Genomic DNA, 16,825 nt, shown 5'->3' on the forward strand with positions numbered 1-16,825 from the left:
CATGCTGGATAGACTGCTGGCCCTGCTGGTTCTGGCGATCGTCCTCGGCTTCCCGCTGGGGCTGATCTTCCTGGTCACCGGGCAATTCCTGATGGACTTCGTGTTCTTCTACCCGCTGTTCATGTCCGGGTTGTGGATTTCCGGTGGCCTGTATTTCTGGCTGCACTGGGAGCGGCACTGGCCGTGGAAGGACGACACCCTGCCGCCACCGCTGGAAGGCGAACCGCTGATTTCGATCCTGATCCCTTGCTACAACGAGGGCGACAACGCGGCCGACACCATCCACGCGGCGCTGGCGCAGCATTACCCGAACATCGAAGTCATCGCGATCAACGACGGGTCCAAGGACAACACCGCCGAAGTGCTGGATGCACTGGCCAAGGAAGATCCACGGCTGCGGGTGCTGCACCTGGCGGAAAACCAGGGCAAGGCTGTAGCCCTGCGCATGGGCGCCATCGCTGCGCGCAGCGAATACTTGGTGTGCATCGACGGTGATGCGTTGCTGGCGCCGAACACCGCCGCTTATCTGGTGGCGCCGATGCTCGACAACGCACGACTGGGCGCGGTGACCGGCAACCCACGAATCCGCACGCGTTCGACATTGGTCGGGCGGGTTCAGGTCGGTGAGTTCTCGTCGATCATCGGGCTGATCAAGCGCACCCAGCGGGTGTTCGGGCGGATCTTCACCGTGTCGGGTGTGATCGTCGCGTTCCGCCGTACCGCGCTCAACCGGGTCGGCTACTGGAGCCCGGACATGATCACCGAAGACATCGACATCAGCTGGAAGCTGCAACTGGACCACTGGAGCATTTTCTACGAGCCCCGTGCCCTGTGCTGGATCCTGATGCCGGAAACCCTGCGTGGTCTGTGGAAGCAGCGCCTGCGCTGGGCCCAGGGCGGCGCCGAAGTGCTGTTCAAGAACATTCGCGGGATCTGGCAGTACCGTCACCGTTACCTGTGGCCGCTGCTGTTTGAATACTGCCTGTCGACCGGTTGGGCGTTCACCTTCCTGTTGTCGGTGATCTTCTGGGCCGTCGGCAAGTTCGTGGTCATGCCTGAAGCCATTGCCGTCGATCACCTCATGCCTCCGGCGTTCACCGGGTTGCTGCTGGCGTTTGTCTGCCTGGTGCAGTTCGCGGTCAGCATCATCATCGACCGTCGTTACGAGCCGGGCCTGGGCAAGACCATGTTCTGGGTGGTGTGGTACCCGATCGCGTTCTGGTTCGTGAGCCTGCTGACCACGCTGGTCAGTTTCCCCAAAGTATTGTTCGGCCAACACCAGAAGCGTGCGCGCTGGGTCAGTCCCGACCGGGGTATCAAGCCGCTCGGGGACGATGAAGAGGAGGTTATCAAATGAAAATCATCCGGACCCGCCAACGGCCGTTTCTGGTGGCGGTCGATGCGTTCTTCACGGTGCTGGCCTGGGTCGGCCTGCTGTATCTGCTGGTGCGCGGCCTGTGGCCGTTGATCGAGACCCACGAAGGCGGGCCGCGCATCGACAATTCGGCGTTCGAAGCCCTCGGCACTTTGCAGATTTATCTGTGGGTGGCGTTGGTCAACGCCGTGATCCTGATCGGCTGGGCGCGCTATCAGCAACGCAAGAGCCGAAGCTTCGCCCAGCGCCGCCTGCCGTCCCCGGTGGTCGACGATGAAGGGCTGAGCCGCAGCTTCAAACTGTGCGACGAGCGCTTTCAGAAACTGCGCGGGCCGGGCGTGATGACCATCCACAACGATCAGGACGGCGACGTCAGCCACGTGGTGCCGCATCTGTGGCCGGTCCAGCCGGAAGAACTGCCGCCACCGCTGGCGCCTCTGGAACATCCTCGGGTGATCTTTCTGCACGCCGAGGATGACGACAACCGCGAGCCGCTGAACCGGATCACCTGACGGCGCGAACCAGTCGCCAGGCTTCATCCATTGGCAGCGGTTGCTTCATGCGTTCGGCGAGCAGGGCCATCGCCCGTTCCTCTTCGCAGGCCACCGCTGCCACCACCACGCCCTTGCTCCCGAACAGCCCGATAAACGGCGGCTGTTCGGGTTCGCCGATAAATTCGACCGCATCCCACGCCTCGGCGTGACCGAGATAGTCGTAGTTGCGGCCGAAATGCCAGGTCCAGAAATACGGCACGTCCAGGTAATGCTCATCGCCACCGAGCAGGTTCGCGGCGACGATCCGCGCGTGCTGCTGGGCCAGGCGCCAGTGTTCGATGCGCTGTGGTTTGCCGTTCAACGGGAAGGTGGCGATATCGCCAATCGCCCACAGGCTGTCGGCGACGCGCAGGCTGGCATCGACTAACAGCGATTGATCCTCTTCGCGCGGCAGGTCGCCGAACGCTTCGGTGGCCGGGTGTACGCCGATTCCCGCTAATACCAGATCCGCCGAAAGACGCAGACCGTTGTCGAGCAACACCGCTTCGACCTTGCCGTCGCCGGTGATCTCCCTGGCTTCGTGATCGGTGATGAATTGCACGCCGTTTTCTTCGTGCAGCGCGCGGATCGCCTTGCCGACGGCTTCACCGAATTGCGCCGCGAACGGAATGGCATGGCGCGCCAGCAGCGTCACCTCGAGACCGTGCTGGCGCAGGGCCGAAGCGCATTCGAGCGCAATGAAACTGTCACCGATGATCACCGCGCGCTGGCCGGGTTGGGCGGCGTCCATGATGGATTGCGCCTGGGCTTTGGAGCGCAGGACAAACACTTGAGGCAGGTCAGCGCCGGGCAGTTTCAGCGCGTTCGGCGTTGCGCCGGTGGCCAGCACCGCCGCGTTGTAATTCAGTGTGCGGTCATCGCTCAGGTGAAGGGTCTTGGTTTCGACATCAAGCCCGCTGACCTCGCCTGAAACCCGGTTGATGTGTTGTTCGCGGTAAAAGTCGTCATCACGCAGGGGCGGGGTTTCCGGCGGCGGCATTTCCCCGGACAGCACAAATTTGCTCAGCACCGTGCGGTCGTAGCCGGTGTCCGGTTCGCGGTCGATCAGCACGATCCGCCCGCCGAAGCCTTTTTCCCGCAGAGCGGCGGCGCAGGCCGTTCCCCCGGCACCGGCGCCGACGATGACAAAGGTGCGCGGATCGTCCTGCGGCGGGGTGTGCGGATCCGGCAGTGGCTGGTCATCGACCCACACCTCGTCGCCGCGCAGTTCCAGCGGATAGCGCTTGAGGCTGTCCAGCGCCGGAGGCTCGCACAAGGCGCCATCTTCGGCGCGAAAGGCTGCCTTGTGCCACGGGCAGATCAGTCGGCCGTGGCACAACGCGCCTTCCGCCAGCGGCGCACCGGCGTGCGGGCATTCCCCCTGAAAGGCGCGCAACTGGCCGGCGGCGCGCAGCAGGACGATCTTGCAGTCGCCGATTTGCACCTCCAGCCCACGGTCTTCAGGCACATCGGCGAAACGGGCGACACGGTGCAGGGTCATGGTCGTGCTCCTCACAGGCATTTCTCTTACGAGTTTGGGCTGCATTGCGAGGTTCAGCCATTTCCCACTGCCACGGCACGAACGGTACGGCTATAGTTTGCAGGCCGACGAAGGCCCAACTGCACAAGGTGCTCCCGGAATGACCCGATTGACCTCTCTCAACCCTTGGCTGGCGGCCGTTGCCGTCGCCCTTTGCGTGCAGTTTCCGGCGCAGGCCCAGGAGCGTTTCACCCTCAGCATTCCCGGTGTGTCGGATAACCGTCTGTTCACCTCGGCGGCGGCCAGCGATGCGGCCGGCTGCGGCGGCAAGAACCAGTCGCCGGCCCTGAGCTGGAATGCCGGCCCGAGCGGAACCCTGAGCTACGCCATCGTCATGCACGATCCGGACGGCCAGAAAGGCGCGGGCGTCGATCACTGGGTTCACTACGGCATCAAGGCCACGACCCGGCAGATTCCCGCCGGCGTTGGCGCCAAATCGGCCCTTGAAGGCGTCGGTGGCACCAACAGCAAAGGCACCACCAGCTACATCGGCCCATGCCCACCGGTCGGCGACAGCGCGCACCACTACATCATCCAGATCTACGCCCTCGATCTGGCCCCGGACGCCTTGCCTGCCGGCCTGACCCGCGCCCAGCTGATGGAGAAAATCAAAGGCCACGTGCTGCGCAACAGCAGTGCGGTGCGGCGTTATCACCGCTGAAAAAATTTTCGGCGAGGTTTAACCCGAACTGAAAGGGCTGCCCGTCTCAGGGGATGAATGGATCAATTCTTCCCCGAGGTCAGCCCCCATGTCCCTTCCTTCCACGCTTCTGCGCCCTCTTGCTGCCAGTGTGTTGCTGGTGGTTGCCGGTTGCGGTGTTTCTTCCAGCCCGGAAACCACCGTCGCACCGCCTCCGGCGCAGACCGAACTGAAATCTTCCGTGCAGCCTGAAGCGGTGTTGGCCGATAGCGCGATGGCCAAGCGCAGTGCATTGGCGGCGCCGATCGCCCGTTTTGCACCGATGCCGGCCGGTGAAAGTTATCCACAAGGCTATCGCGACGAACAGCGCGAGCAGTACGCCAAGCTGGCCGACAACCCGATCCACAGTGTCGCCGAAACCCCGGTCTCGACCTTTAGCGCCGACGTCGACACCGGCGCCTACGCCAATGTGCGACGGCTGCTCAATCAGGGTCGACTGCCGCCGGAAGGCGCGGTGCGGCTGGAGGAGATGGTCAATTACTTTCCCTACGACTACGCGCTGCCGAGCGATGGCTCGCCCTTCGGCGTGACCACCGAACTGGCCGCTTCACCGTGGAACCCGCACACCCGCTTGCTGCGTATCGGCATCAAGGCCTCCGATCGCGCGGTGGCGGAACTGGCCCCGGCCAATCTGGTGTTTCTGGTGGATGTGTCCGGCTCGATGGACCGCCCCGAAGGCTTGCCGCGGGTCAAAAGCACCCTGAAGTTGCTGGTCGATCAATTGCGCGAACAGGATCGGGTGTCGTTGGTGGTGTATGCCGGCGAGTCCAGAGTGGTGCTGGAGCCGACTTCCGGACGGGAAAAGGCGAAAATTCGCACAGCCATCGAGCAATTGACTGCCGGCGGCTCGACCGCCGGCGCTTCAGGCATCGAGCTGGCTTATCAGATGGCGCAGCAGGCGTTCATCCCCAAAGGCATCAACCGCATCCTGTTGGCCACCGACGGTGACTTCAACGTCGGCATCAGCGACTTCGACAGCCTGAAACAAATGGCTGTGGATAAGCGCAAGACCGGCATTTCCCTGACCACCCTGGGTTTCGGTGTGGATAACTACAATGAACACCTGATGGAACAACTGGCCGATGCCGGCGACGGTAACTACGCCTACATCGACAACCTGCGCGAAGCGCGCAAGGTACTGGTGGATCAACTCGGTTCGACCCTCGCCATGGTGGCGAAAAACGTCAAGTTGCAGGTCGAGTTCAACCCGGCGCAGGTCAGCGAATACCGCCTGCTCGGCTACGAAAATCGCGCGTTGAAGCGTGAGGATTTCAGCAATGACAAGGTCGATGCCGGTGAAATCGGTGCAGGCCATACGGTGACGGCGTTGTATGAAATTGTCCCGACGGGCGAGAAGGGCTGGCTGGAACCGCTGCGCTACGGAAAAACCGACGCGGTTGTTTCCGAGAAGAAAGGAGAATTGGCAATGCTGCGTGTGCGATATCAAAAGCCTGAGGGTGGGAAAAGTCTGCTGATCGAGCGGCCGATTGCCAGTCAGGTGGCGCCGGCCAGTGAAGACCTGCGTTTCGCTGCCGCCGTCGCTGCGTTTTCCCAGCAACTCAAGGACGGCCGCTACACCGGTGAATTCAGCCTCAAGGATACCGAAGCCCTGGCCCGAGGTGCCCGTGGCGATGACCGTTTCGGCCTGCGCAACGAGTTCGTGCAACTGGTGGAACTGGCGCAGAGTCTGCGTACGTCTACTGCCTCCAACGCACTGTCCACTGAGCGACGGATTGAATAGTGAGCCGCCTCAAAGGCTTCATCACACAGCTGTTTGCCTCCGCCGACAGCCTTGAGGCCAGCAGCGACGAATCGCTGCTGGCCCGTTATCGCGAGGGTGACGGCAAGGCGTTCGAGATCCTGTACGCCCGCCATCGGCAGAGTCTTTATCGGTTTCTGCTCGGTTTGAGCGGCAAACCTGAACTGGCCGATGAGGTTTTCCAGGAGACCTGGCTGAGCCTGATCCGCAGTACCAGTCAGCCACAGGGCCGGGCGACCTTTCGTACATGGTTGTTCCAGATTGCCCGCAATCGCCTGATCGATCACTGGCGCAAACACGGTGCCCGACAACCGCTGCATGACAGCTACGATGAGCAAACCCACGCCGTCAGCGACGATGCGTCCGATCCCGAACAACTGCTCAACCTCAGCCGCGACAGCCAGCGCCTGGAGAGCGCCCTGCAATCCTTGCCCGCCGACCAACGCGAAGTGTTTCTGCTGCGCGCCCACGGCGACCTCGACCTGGCGCAAATCGCCAGCCTCACCGAAACACCGCTGGAAACCGTCAAGAGCCGCTTGCGCTACGCCCAGCAAAAACTGCGTCGGCTGCTGGCCGAGGAGGTACTGACATGACGGACGCCCGCCCGACACCCGAAGAGCAAGTGCTCAAGCACGTGCGCGAACAGCACGACGCCGAACCGCCGGCGCATCTCGATGCGCTGATCCTCGACGCCGCCCGCCGTGAAACCCCGGCGCCACGGCAGAGCCTGTGGCAACGCTGGCTCAAGGCCTGCCAGCAACCGCGCTACCAGGTGGTTTTTGCCAGTCTGGTCGGCATCGCGCTGATGCTGTCGCTGGTGCAGCGCGGGCCGGAACCCGTGGCTCAATACGATTTCGCCCCTGCTGCCAAACCGGCCGCACCAGTGGCCCGCCAGGAGGCCCGATCACTGTCGGCTCCCGCCGGCGCACTTTCTGCGCCAGCTCCCGCAATGGCCCCCGCGCCGATGGCGGATATGGCTGCGCCGATGCAGAGCGAATCGATCAGCGCCGACTCGGCGGACGAAGCCAAGGTCAGCAAGCGCGCCGCCGCCCCGGTCAACGGTCTCGACGAGCAACTGCGCGAAGTCCTGCGCCTGCGCGAGTCCGGCCAGTCGAAAGCGGCCGACAGCCTGTTCAACAACCTGCACAAGCGCTACCCGAACGTGAATCTCGACCTGCGACTGGAAAAAATCCGCAAGAACTGACCGTATCAGCCATCCGCCATTTGGCATTGACCCGCAAAAACGCGCACTATCGGGTCATTGCCGATGCGCTGGAGGATGCCGTGGCCCAAAAAATCGACCGCATCGCCCAAATGCTCAACTGCCCGGTAAAGGGTGAGGAACTGCGGCGGGCAGTGACGGAGAGTCGCAAGGAGTTTCTTCTGGCCAAACAGGCCGAAGAGGATCTGGAGGAAGACGTTCTCGATGATGACTTGATCGAGGACGAAGAAGCCGATGATGAATATGACGAGTTTGACTGGACGACGGAGTGAGTCGCCAGTCGGCAGGCACAAAAAAGCCCCGGACCATCACAGTCCGGGGCTTTCTCGTTTAAATCAATGGCGCACCAGGCGGGATTCGAACCCACGACCCCTGCCTTCGGAGGGCAGTACTCTATCCAGCTGAGCTACTGGTGCAGCGGGCGACATCATACCTAGGTCGGCTCGGGGCGTCCATGCCGGGTTTTGGCGCTTATTGTCAGTGCGCGTGTCGGTCGAAAACCCTGCATTCCATAAAGCTGTAACGTCCTGCAAAAGGCTCGCTTGGCGCTTTGGCGGGACTGAACTATGGTTTTGCTGCGGCGAGGGCTTGATGCTCGTTGATCTGAAATATTCAGCAAAAGCGGCGTTTTTGTTCTTTTTTTCGAACGCCCTATTGTCCTTCAACCCCTTTGAACCTAGGATTCGTTTGAGATTTCAAACGCTCCTTATCCAGGTGCTGAGCCGCACGCGTTTTGAGTCGTGCGCTATTTATGTGCCAGCCCGGTAAATGATTTCCCTGACGGCAGCCTTGCGAGGCGCCTTTCTACAATCATAATTTTGCTCCGCGCCTTGCGCGGTGCTGTTAAGGAAAGCCGACATGCAGCTTAAAGACACCCAGTTGTTCCGCCAGCAAGCCTTCATCGATGGCGCATGGGTCGACGCGGACAACGGTCAGACGATCAAGGTCAACAACCCGGCCACCGGCGAAATTCTGGGCACCGTGCCGAAAATGGGCGCTGCTGAAACCCGCCGCGCCATCGAAGCCGCCGACAAGGCGCTGCCGGCCTGGCGTGCACTGACCGCCAAGGAGCGTGCAGGCAAGCTGCGTCGCTGGTTCGAACTGATGATCGAGAACCAGGACGACCTCGCTCGCCTGATGACCCTCGAGCAGGGCAAACCACTGGCCGAAGCCAAGGGCGAAATCGTTTACGCCGCTTCGTTCATCGAGTGGTTCGCTGAAGAAGCCAAGCGCATTTACGGCGACGTGATTCCGGGCCACCAGCCGGACAAGCGCCTGATCGTGATCAAACAACCGATCGGCGTGACCGCCGCCATCACCCCGTGGAACTTCCCGGCGGCGATGATCACTCGTAAGGCAGGTCCTGCGCTGGCCGCCGGTTGCACCATGGTGCTCAAGCCTGCTTCGCAAACCCCGTTCTCCGCATTCGCTCTGGCCGAACTGGCCCAGCGCGCCGGCATCCCTAAAGGTGTGTTCAGCGTGGTGTCCGGCAGCGCCGGCGACATCGGCAGCGAGCTGACCAGCAACCCGATCGTGCGCAAACTGTCCTTCACCGGTTCGACCGAAATCGGTCGTCAGCTGATGTCGGAATGCGCCAAGGACATCAAGAAAGTCTCCCTGGAACTGGGCGGCAACGCGCCGTTCATCGTGTTCGACGACGCGGACCTGGATAAGGCCGTCGAAGGCGCGATCATTTCCAAGTACCGCAACAACGGCCAGACCTGCGTCTGCGCCAACCGTCTGTACATTCAGGATTCGGTCTACGACGCGTTCGCCGAGAAGCTGAAAGTGGCCGTCGCCAAGCTGAAGATCGGCAACGGTCTGGAAGAAGGCACCACCACTGGCCCGCTGATCGACGAGAAAGCCGTGGCCAAGGTGCAAGAGCACATCGCTGACGCGGTGAGCAAAGGCGCAACCGTTCTGGCCGGCGGCAAGCCGATGGAAGGCAACTTCTTCGAGCCGACCATCCTGACCAACGTGCCGAAAGACGCAGCGGTGGCCAAGGAAGAAACCTTCGGTCCGCTGGCGCCGCTGTTCCGCTTCAAAGACGAAGCCGACGTGATCGCGATGTCGAACGACACCGAGTTCGGTCTGGCCTCGTACTTCTACGCTCGCGACCTGGGCCGTGTGTTCCGTGTAGCTGAAGCCCTGGAATACGGCATGGTCGGCGTCAACACCGGGCTGATCTCCAACGAAGTCGCGCCGTTCGGCGGCATCAAGGCCTCGGGCCTGGGCCGTGAAGGCTCCAAGTACGGCATCGAAGATTACCTGGAAATCAAATACCTCTGCCTGGGCATCTAAGCCTCGGTAGAAGATCGCTGTAAACGCAAAGGGCACGAGAGCGCTGTCCCTTTGCGTCGTTTCAAACCGGAATTTTCTCTGCGGCCGGGAACGCCGTGGCAGTCGATCATCGCATGCTGCCACCGCCGATTCCTCCCGCTTTATCCTTGAACCACGCCGCCCGATGAGCGGCGAATGAGGACTGTAATGAGCAAGACTAACGCTGAACTGATGGCCCGTCGTACCGCAGCTGTTCCACGTGGTGTTGGCCAGATTCACCCGATCTTCGCCGAGTCCGCGAAGAACGCGACCGTGACCGACGTTGAAGGTCGCGAGTTCATCGACTTCGCTGGCGGTATCGCTGTACTGAACACCGGCCACGTGCACCCGAAAATCATCGCCGCCGTGACCGAGCAGCTGAACAAGCTGACTCACACCTGCTTCCAGGTTCTGGCTTACGAACCGTACGTCGAGCTGTGCGAGAAAATCAACGCTCGCGTACCGGGCGACTTCGCCAAGAAAACCCTGCTGGTGACCACTGGTTCCGAAGCCGTTGAAAACGCCGTGAAAATCGCCCGTGCCGCCACTGGCCGTGCTGGCGTGATCGCCTTCACCGGCGCTTACCACGGTCGCACCATGATGACCCTGGGCCTGACCGGTAAAGTCGTGCCTTACTCGGCCGGCATGGGCCTGATGCCAGGCGGCATCTTCCGCGCGCTGTACCCGAACGAACTGCACGGCGTGAGCATCGACGACTCGATCGCTTCCATCGAACGCATCTTCAAGAACGACGCCGAGCCGAAAGACATCGCCGCGATCATCATCGAGCCTGTGCAGGGTGAAGGTGGTTTCTACGTCGCGCCGAAAGAGTTCATGAAGCGTCTGCGTGCCCTGTGCGACCAGCACGGCATCCTGCTGATCGCTGACGAAGTGCAGACCGGCGCTGGCCGTACCGGCACTTTCTTCGCCATGGAACAGATGGGCGTTGCTGCCGATCTGACCACCTTCGCCAAATCCATCGCTGGCGGCTTCCCGCTGGCCGGTGTCTGCGGCAAGGCCGAATACATGGACGCCATCGCTCCAGGCGGCCTGGGCGGCACCTACGCCGGTAGCCCGATCGCTTGCGCCGCGGCCCTGGCCGTGATGGAAGTGTTCGAAGAAGAAAAACTGCTGGATCGCTGCAAGGCTGTCGGCGAGCGTCTGGTCACCGGCCTGAAAGCCATCCAGGCCAAGTACCCGGTGATCGGCGAAGTCCGTGCCCTGGGCGCCATGATCGCGGTCGAGCTGTTCGAAAACGGCGACAGCCACAAGCCAAACCCGACCGCCGTCGCGGCTGTCGTGGCCAAGGCGCGTGACAAGGGCCTGATCCTGCTGTCCTGCGGCACCTACGGCAACGTTCTGCGCGTCCTGGTACCGCTGACCTCGCCGGACGAGCAACTGGACAAAGGCCTGGCGATCATCGAAGAGTGCTTCTCGGAGCTGTAATCCGTAGCACCGTGTGATCGGATCGACAAAAAACCCGCTTCGGCGGGTTTTTTCATGCCCGGAGAAACACCTGTGCGGTTTTCAGGTTGTACCGAAACGCCAGCATTGGCTAAGGTTCAAGCATTGCAAGGGAGGGCGAGCATGACTGCCGTCGAATTACCCGCTGTACCCCGAGTGCTGATTGCCGAGGCCGATCCCTGGTCGCGTGACCTGCTCAAACAAGTGTTGCTGAATGTGCGCTGCGATGCGCGGCTGGATCTGTGCGCCGATGGCCAGGAGGCAATGACGCTGCTCAGCGAAGTGCCCTATGACCTGGCGATCGTAGACTGGGAGTTGCCCGGCGTCGATGGCTTGAACGTGTTGCGCAGCGTGCGCCAGCGCAAACGCAATCCGCCGCTGCCGTTCATTCTGATGAGCAGTCGCAACGACAGCGCCAGCGTGCGCGAAGCCTTGCCGCTGGCGCCGACCGCTTATCTTGCCAAACCCCTGAACATGGAAAGCCTGACCGAGCGTTTGCAGGGGCTGCTGCTGAACGCCGGTGAGGAAGTGTTCTGCGAAGTACCGGCGCTGGCGCCGGGCATGACATTGTCGGTGTTCCTCGAACGCCGCCGCGAGCAGGCCGACGGCGCGCCGCTGATGACCGACGTGCAGGTGGCGGTCAAGCGCAGCCTCAATCCCAACGGCCTGGATCTGAAGCTGCTGGAAGAGGAAATCCGCACCGACCCGCAGATCACCGCCGTGTTGATCGCCGCCGCCAACAGCGCCGCCCAGCATCATGGCGCGCCGGTGCAGACCCTGGCGCAGGCGCTGCATCGTCTGGGCACCGGGCAAAGCATGAACCTGATCCTTGGCCTGGCACTCAAGCGCAGCGCCCGACTCAGCGACCCGTGTCTGGCCGACTACGCCGAGCGCTATTGGGGCCTGTCGCTGCACACCGCCGAGTACGCCCGCACGCTGGCGCGGTTGCTCGATCTGGATCAGGAGCGCTGCTATTGCGCCGGGATGCTCCATCGCCTCGGCGATCTGGCGTTGCTGCGTTGTCTTCAAGAGTGGAAGCAGGCCGGCGGCGAGCTGGATGAGCTGGAGGAAGTCGGCGATGCGCTGGCCGAATTCGGTGCGGCGTATGGCTCGGCGTTGCGTACTCGCTGGCGCCTGCCGCTGGAGTTGCGCGAGCTGATTGCCTCGGTCTACCAGCTCGGTGGCGGGGTGTATTCCCGCGAGGCACTGGTGATGAATATGGCGGCGCAGATGGCGCGGCTGACCGAGCATGAGGGCGTTGAGGAGCTGGCCAAGAGCCGCACGGCGCGCTTGCTCAAGATCGGCTTGCCGGAGCTGATGCGGATGCGCAAATAGCGGCTTGATTGCGCATCCGCTCTTGAATCAGGCGGAAATGATCCGGTTCTTGCCTTGGCGCTTGGCCTCGTACATCGCCGCGTCTGCGCGGGCGAACAGGGTGTCGAGGCTTTCGTCATCCGGGGTGAGGCTGGTCAGGCCCTGGCTGACGGTGATGCCGAAGGTCTGATCGGCGTGATTGAAGCTCAGTCGATGAATTTCCCGTTGCAGCCGTTCGGCCACCTGCATCGCCATGTCCGGCGCACAGCCCGGGAAAACCGCAGCAAACTCCTCACCACCAATCCGCCCGAACAGGTCCCCCCGGCGCAATGATGCCCGCCCGCATTCGGCGATCCGTTGCAGCACGTTGTCGCCCTCCGGGTGGCCGTAGGTGTCGTTGATCACTTTGAAGTCATCGATGTCCAGCAGCAGGAATGCCATTTGCGCGCCTTGCAGGCGGGCTTGTTCAAATTCCCGGTGGGCGCATTCGAAGAAGTGCCGGCGATTGCTGCTCTGGGTCAATACGTCGGTGGTGGCCAGACGTTGCAGCTCGGTTTCCATTTGCTTCTTGTCGGTGATGTCTTCGGCGATGCCGACGATGATCACCGGTTGCCCCGGTTCGTCCTGACGATTGATGAAGCACTTGTCGCTGACCCAGCGAACCTGGCCGTCGGCGGCGATGATCCGGTATTCGCGGTCTTCCACGGCGCCTTTGTGCAGCACTTCGGCGAGGCTGCGTTCGGCGTATTCCAGATCGTCCGGGTAAATGCTGTCGCGCCACTGGTTGTAGTCGGCCAGCAGCAGAGCGGCGGAGCGGCCGAAAATCCGTTCGTAGGCGGGGCTGACGTACAGCACCTGACGGGTTTCCCAATTGAAGGCCCAAAGCACGGCGTTGACGCTGACCAGCAGCGAGCTGAACAGTTGCTCGCGTTCGCTCAGCCGGGCGACTTCGCCCTGGGCGTGCATCAATGCCATCAGGGTCTGCGCGGCCTCGGGCCACTGGGGAGGGGATGAGTCTTTTTGATTGTTGTTGACCATCGACACGAATCTCAAAGGGCGTGCCGATCAATCGACAACGGCCACGGGAAAACCCGCCGGGGGTGGCGAAGTTTCTTTGAGATAGGGGATCGAGGGTGAAGTTCCGAAGGGTGCGCACGGGAACCGGGCGCACCGATCAACGGCACTCAGGCGGCGACAGGACGCAGCGAGTAGGTTTTCAACTGGTCGGCGAATTCACGCAGGGACTGGATGCCACTGGCCTCGGCCTCGTGTACCCATTCCTTGATGGCGGCGAGCATGTCGTGGCCATTTGCGCTGGTCTTGACCCAGATCTGCTGCAGGGCCAGACGTTTCTCGTAGATTACCTTCAGCGCCTGGCTGTGCTCGAGCATGTTCTGGATGCGCGCGTGGTGGCGATCTTCCAGCAGACTGGTTTCCCGCGAGAGCAGGCGTTTGGCCCGGTGGAACTGGTGGCGTACCGAATGATCGACCTTGGCCAGTTCCTGTTTGACCAGCGGGCCGATCACCAGCTTGCGGTACTGGGCCATGATCTGGAAGCGGTTGTTGAGGATCGCCATGGCGGTGTCCATGTCCAGGCTGCCCTTGCCTTCGACGCGGTGGGCGATCGGCGCGACCCGCTGGACCTTGGCCAGACGCAGGAAGCTGAAGACCTGGATCCAGGCCCAGCCGAGGTCGAACTCCCATTTCTTGACCGACAGCTTGGCCGAGTTGGGGTAGGTGTGATGGTTGTTGTGCAGTTCTTCGCCGCCGATCAGGATGCCCCAAGGCACCAGATTGGTCGCCGCGTCGCGGCATTCGAAGTTGCGGTAGCCGACGGCATGGCCGAGACCGTTGACCACGCCGGCCGCCCAGACCGGGATCCACATCATCTGGATCGCCCAGATGGTGATGCCGATGGTGCCGAACAGCAGCAGATCGACGACGGCCATGATCGCCACGCCCAGCAAACGGTAGCGGCTGTAGAGGTTGCGCTCGATCCAGTCTTCGGGGCAGTTCTTGCCGTAGATGCGCAGGGTTTCCGGGTTCTGCGCTTCTTCGCGGTACAGCTCGGCACCTTTGCGCAGGACGGTGGAAAGACCCTTGACGACCGGACTGTGCGGGTCATCTTCGGTTTCGCATTTGGCGTGGTGCTTGCGGTGGATGGCGGTCCACTCGCGGGTGTTCTGCGCCGTGGTCAGCCACAGCCAGAAACGGAAGAAATGCTTCAGGCCGGCATTCAGCTCCAGGGAGCGATGGGCCGAGTAGCGGTGCAAGTAGACCGTGACGGCAACGATCGTCACGTGGGTCATCACCAGGGTGACGGCGACCAGTGACCAGGCCGACAAGCCAAGAAAACCTTCGTACCACATAGGCTATAGGGCCCTCGATAAAGAAAAAACAGCCGTTGCATTATCACCAAGCACACAGATAAAACCAGTCGCCCTTTCAGATAAGAGATGGCTGGATGTTTCTTGACCTATAATCCCGACATTTTTGTAGGGACATGGACGGCCGAATGTCTGCCACATACCGCGATGCTTTGCGTGCAGCGCTGCTTTACCTGGTCCTTGCCGTTGTCTGGCTGCAAGGTACTGGCTATTTATTGAACAGTTTCTTCGATAACTCTGACGAACTGCTGCGCTGGCAGCTGATCAACGGCTACCTGTTCGTAGCCCTCAGCGCCGGGTTGATCTTCCTGGCCCGGGCGCGGCTGTTCGAATGCCTGGGCATCGGTGCCCGATTGCGTGAGCGCCAGGCGGATCGCGAAAGACTGCGTCAGGCCGCTGCGGTATTCGATTGCACCCGCGAAGGCGTGCTGGTCACGGACCGGCAGGGGCTGATCGTCCACGTCAACCGCGCGTTCATGGAAATCACCGGCTACCGGCGTGAAGAAGTCATTGGCCAGCAGCCCAGTCTGTTCAAGTCCGGCCACCATCCTCCGGGGTTCTATCAGGCGATGTTCGCCACGCTGCAGGCGAAGGATGAATGGAGCGGCGAAATCTGGAACCGGCGCAAGAGCGGTGAAATCTACCCGCAATGGCAGACGATCCGGGTCATTCGTGACGATGACAACCGTCTCAGCCATTACGTCGCGGTGTTTTCCGACATCAGCGCGATCAAGGATTCCGAGCACGAACTCAAGCACCTGGCCCACCACGATCCGCTGACCGACCTGCCCAACCGCCTGCTGTTCAGCGACCGCGCCGAACAGGCGCTGGCATCGGCGCAGACGCACAAGCGCGGCTGCGCATTGCTGATGATCGATCTGGACCATTTCAAACTGATCAACGACAGCCTCGGCCACACCATTGGTGACCGTTTGCTCAAGGCCGTCGCGGCGCGTTTGCAGGGGTTGTTCGGGCCGGGCATCACCCTGGCGCGGCTGGGCGGCGATGAATTCGCTGTTCTGCTGGAAAGTTGTCCACAGCCGGCACAGGCGGCATCGCTGGCTCAGCGTATTCTCGATGCGCTCAAGGAGCCGTTCTGCCTCGACGGCCATGAACTGTTCATCAACGCCAGCCTCGGCATCAGCCTGTTTCCCAGCGATGCACTGAGCGCCGAACAACTGTTGCGTAACGCCGACGCGGCGCTGTTCAAGGCCAAGAGCAGTGGCCGCAACGGCTACGCGTTGTACACCGAAGAACTCACGGCCCACGCCCAGCAGCGGGTCGAGATCGCCTTTGAACTGCGCCGTGCCCTGGAGCAGCAGGAGTTGCGGGTCTACTACCAACCGGTACACGACCTGAAAACCAGTCGCCTGATCGGCGTCGAGGCGCTGGTGCGTTGGGAACATCCGCAGCGGGGGCTGGTGTCGCCGGCGGAGTTCATCCCGATTGCCGAGCGCACCGGGCTGATCTCGGAAATCGACGCCTGGGTCATGCAACAGGCCTGCCGGCAGATGTGCCAATGGCAGCAGGCCGGGGTGGTGCTGTCGTTTGTCGCGGTAAACGTGTCGTCACGTTTGTTCGCCCGCCGCGAGTTGTACGAGCAGGTTGCGCAGGTGCTGCACGAAACTGGCCTGGATCCGGCGTATCTGGAACTGGAGGTCACCGAAAGCGCGGTGATGGACGATCCGGAAGTCGCACTGGAGCAGATGCACCGTCTGCGCGAGCTGGGCATTCGTCTGGCCATCGATGACTTCGGCACCGGTTATTCGTCGTTGCTGCGGCTCAAGCGCCTGCCGGTGCAGAAACTCAAGATCGATCAGGGTTTTGTCGCCGGCTTGCCTTGGGACGAGGACGATGCGGCGATTGTCCGGGTGATCATCGCCCTGGCCCGCAGCATGGGCATGCAGGTGCACGCCGAGGGCATTGAGCAGGCGGAACAGGCGGCGTTCCTGCTGGGCCAGGCCTGTGATCTGGGGCAGGGCTACTGGTTCGGACGGCCGGTCCCGGAAGCGCAAATCGACTGGAATCGGGCGCCCTTGATCGGTTGAGGGCGGTGTACGGCGGGTTTGCTGGCGGGCAAATCCGCCGCAAACCCTTGCTGCATCACATAATGTTTTCCAGTTATATAAACATTCTTAAATAGTCTTTTTAAGAATATCCGCGCCTCTCTTATATTGCTCCCACGCCGAACGCAGTGCCGCCCACTGCCAGG

General features: G+C 62.0%; 14 protein-coding genes and 1 tRNA gene. 11 read left to right on the forward strand and 4 right to left on the reverse strand.

The genetic code is table 11. The annotated features are described in order from the left end of the window. Window position 1: 1 nt before the first annotated feature. Both pgaC and pgaD read left to right on the forward strand, forming a co-directional pair. The gene (gene pgaC / locus KJY40_RS01885) at window positions 2-1,357 is read left to right on the forward strand and encodes a poly-beta-1,6-N-acetyl-D-glucosamine synthase (protein WP_230734642.1); all 1,356 of its coding nucleotides are present in this window, start codon (window positions 2-4) and stop codon (window positions 1,355-1,357) included. Further along, window positions 1,354-1,887: a poly-beta-1,6-N-acetyl-D-glucosamine biosynthesis protein PgaD gene (gene pgaD / locus KJY40_RS01890; protein ID WP_230734644.1), complete on the forward strand. Its 534-nt coding sequence runs from the start codon at window positions 1,354-1,356 to the stop codon at window positions 1,885-1,887. The genes pgaC and pgaD overlap by 4 nt, the downstream gene beginning before the upstream one ends. Here pgaD and KJY40_RS01895 read toward each other — a convergent pair. Next, the gene (locus tag KJY40_RS01895) at window positions 1,880-3,409 is read right to left on the reverse strand and encodes an apoptosis inducing factor family protein (RefSeq protein WP_230734646.1); all 1,530 of its coding nucleotides are present in this window, start codon (window positions 3,407-3,409) and stop codon (window positions 1,880-1,882) included. The two genes, pgaD and KJY40_RS01895, sit on opposite strands and share 8 nt — an antisense overlap. A gap of 139 nt (window positions 3,410-3,548) precedes the next feature. Between KJY40_RS01895 and KJY40_RS01900 the strand changes: the two genes are divergently transcribed. From KJY40_RS01900 to KJY40_RS01920, 5 genes are all read left to right on the forward strand, one after another. Then, window positions 3,549-4,109, forward strand: coding sequence for a YbhB/YbcL family Raf kinase inhibitor-like protein (locus KJY40_RS01900; RefSeq protein ID WP_007957638.1), 561 nt, complete (start codon window positions 3,549-3,551; stop codon window positions 4,107-4,109). An 88-nt stretch (window positions 4,110-4,197) separates the two neighbouring features. Continuing rightward, a complete protein-coding gene (locus KJY40_RS01905) occupies window positions 4,198-5,889 on the forward strand; it encodes a vWA domain-containing protein (RefSeq protein WP_230734648.1) in 1,692 nt (563 codons plus the stop codon). Between the two features lie 29 nt (window positions 5,890-5,918). Further along, window positions 5,919-6,500: an RNA polymerase sigma factor gene (locus tag KJY40_RS01910; RefSeq protein WP_230737644.1), complete on the forward strand. Its 582-nt coding sequence runs from the start codon at window positions 5,919-5,921 to the stop codon at window positions 6,498-6,500. Next, on the forward strand, window positions 6,497-7,111 hold the full coding sequence (locus tag KJY40_RS01915; protein ID WP_230734650.1) for a hypothetical protein: 615 nt from the start codon (window positions 6,497-6,499) through the stop codon (window positions 7,109-7,111). Before KJY40_RS01910 ends, KJY40_RS01915 begins: the two co-directional genes overlap by 4 nt. 20 nt (window positions 7,112-7,131) lie before the next feature. After that, window positions 7,132-7,401 (forward strand): hypothetical protein, encoded by a 270-nt coding sequence (locus KJY40_RS01920; protein WP_230734652.1) that lies wholly within the window; start codon window positions 7,132-7,134, stop codon window positions 7,399-7,401. Window positions 7,402-7,468: 67 nt separating this feature from the next. On the opposite strand, the gene KJY40_RS01925 is transcribed toward KJY40_RS01920, so the two are convergent. Then, window positions 7,469-7,545: transfer RNA gene (locus KJY40_RS01925), tRNA-Arg, on the reverse strand. 442 nt (window positions 7,546-7,987) lie between these two features. Here KJY40_RS01925 and gabD point away from each other — a divergent pair. The 3 genes from gabD (at window position 7,988) to KJY40_RS01940 (ending at window position 12,247) form a co-directional block, all read left to right on the forward strand. Beyond that, window positions 7,988-9,430: an NADP-dependent succinate-semialdehyde dehydrogenase gene (gene gabD / locus KJY40_RS01930; RefSeq protein ID WP_011331898.1), complete on the forward strand. Its 1,443-nt coding sequence runs from the start codon at window positions 7,988-7,990 to the stop codon at window positions 9,428-9,430. Window positions 9,431-9,616: 186 nt separating this feature from the next. Continuing rightward, complete coding sequence (gene gabT, locus KJY40_RS01935) at window positions 9,617-10,894, forward strand: 4-aminobutyrate--2-oxoglutarate transaminase (protein ID WP_007957613.1); 1,278 nt, start codon at window positions 9,617-9,619, stop codon at window positions 10,892-10,894. A 141-nt stretch (window positions 10,895-11,035) separates the two neighbouring features. After that, window positions 11,036-12,247, forward strand: a complete 1,212-nt coding sequence (locus KJY40_RS01940) for a response regulator (RefSeq protein WP_230734654.1) — start codon at window positions 11,036-11,038, stop codon at window positions 12,245-12,247. A 27-nt stretch (window positions 12,248-12,274) separates the two neighbouring features. On the opposite strand, the gene KJY40_RS01945 is transcribed toward KJY40_RS01940, so the two are convergent. Both KJY40_RS01945 and desA read right to left on the reverse strand, forming a co-directional pair. Continuing rightward, the gene (locus KJY40_RS01945; protein ID WP_230734657.1) at window positions 12,275-13,264 is read right to left on the reverse strand and encodes a GGDEF domain-containing protein; all 990 of its coding nucleotides are present in this window, start codon (window positions 13,262-13,264) and stop codon (window positions 12,275-12,277) included. Between the two features lie 146 nt (window positions 13,265-13,410). Further along, complete coding sequence (gene desA, locus KJY40_RS01950; RefSeq protein ID WP_039772978.1) at window positions 13,411-14,595, reverse strand: delta-9 fatty acid desaturase DesA; 1,185 nt, start codon at window positions 14,593-14,595, stop codon at window positions 13,411-13,413. A 146-nt stretch (window positions 14,596-14,741) separates the two neighbouring features. Here desA and dibA point away from each other — a divergent pair, with 146 nt between their 5' ends. Continuing rightward, the gene (dibA, locus tag KJY40_RS01955; RefSeq protein ID WP_230734659.1) at window positions 14,742-16,661 is read left to right on the forward strand and encodes a phosphodiesterase DibA; all 1,920 of its coding nucleotides are present in this window, start codon (window positions 14,742-14,744) and stop codon (window positions 16,659-16,661) included. Window positions 16,662-16,825 lie beyond the last annotated feature (164 nt).

This window comes from Pseudomonas fitomaticsae, assembly GCF_021018765.1.
Lineage (GTDB): Bacteria > Pseudomonadota > Gammaproteobacteria > Pseudomonadales > Pseudomonadaceae > Aquipseudomonas > Aquipseudomonas fitomaticsae.

Bases quoted from the DNA above. Each gene is read 5' to 3' on its own strand.
- pgaC (WP_230734642.1), top strand. From the start codon at position 2: ATGCTGGATAGACTGCTGGCCCTGCTGGTTCTGGCGATCGTCCTCGGC.
- pgaD (WP_230734644.1), top strand. From the start codon at position 1,354: ATGAAAATCATCCGGACCCGCCAACGGCCGTTTCTGGTGGCGGTCGAT.
- KJY40_RS01895 (WP_230734646.1), bottom strand. From the start codon at position 3,409: ATGACCCTGCACCGTGTCGCCCGTTTCGCCGATGTGCCTGAAGACCGT.
- KJY40_RS01900 (WP_007957638.1), top strand. From the start codon at position 3,549: ATGACCCGATTGACCTCTCTCAACCCTTGGCTGGCGGCCGTTGCCGTC.
- KJY40_RS01905 (WP_230734648.1), top strand. From the start codon at position 4,198: ATGTCCCTTCCTTCCACGCTTCTGCGCCCTCTTGCTGCCAGTGTGTTG.
- KJY40_RS01915 (WP_230734650.1), top strand. From the start codon at position 6,497: ATGACGGACGCCCGCCCGACACCCGAAGAGCAAGTGCTCAAGCACGTG.
- gabD (WP_011331898.1), top strand. From the start codon at position 7,988: ATGCAGCTTAAAGACACCCAGTTGTTCCGCCAGCAAGCCTTCATCGAT.
- gabT (WP_007957613.1), top strand. From the start codon at position 9,617: ATGAGCAAGACTAACGCTGAACTGATGGCCCGTCGTACCGCAGCTGTT.
- KJY40_RS01940 (WP_230734654.1), top strand. From the start codon at position 11,036: ATGACTGCCGTCGAATTACCCGCTGTACCCCGAGTGCTGATTGCCGAG.
- KJY40_RS01945 (WP_230734657.1), bottom strand. From the start codon at position 13,264: ATGGTCAACAACAATCAAAAAGACTCATCCCCTCCCCAGTGGCCCGAG.
- desA (WP_039772978.1), bottom strand. From the start codon at position 14,595: ATGTGGTACGAAGGTTTTCTTGGCTTGTCGGCCTGGTCACTGGTCGCC.
- dibA (WP_230734659.1), top strand. From the start codon at position 14,742: ATGTCTGCCACATACCGCGATGCTTTGCGTGCAGCGCTGCTTTACCTG.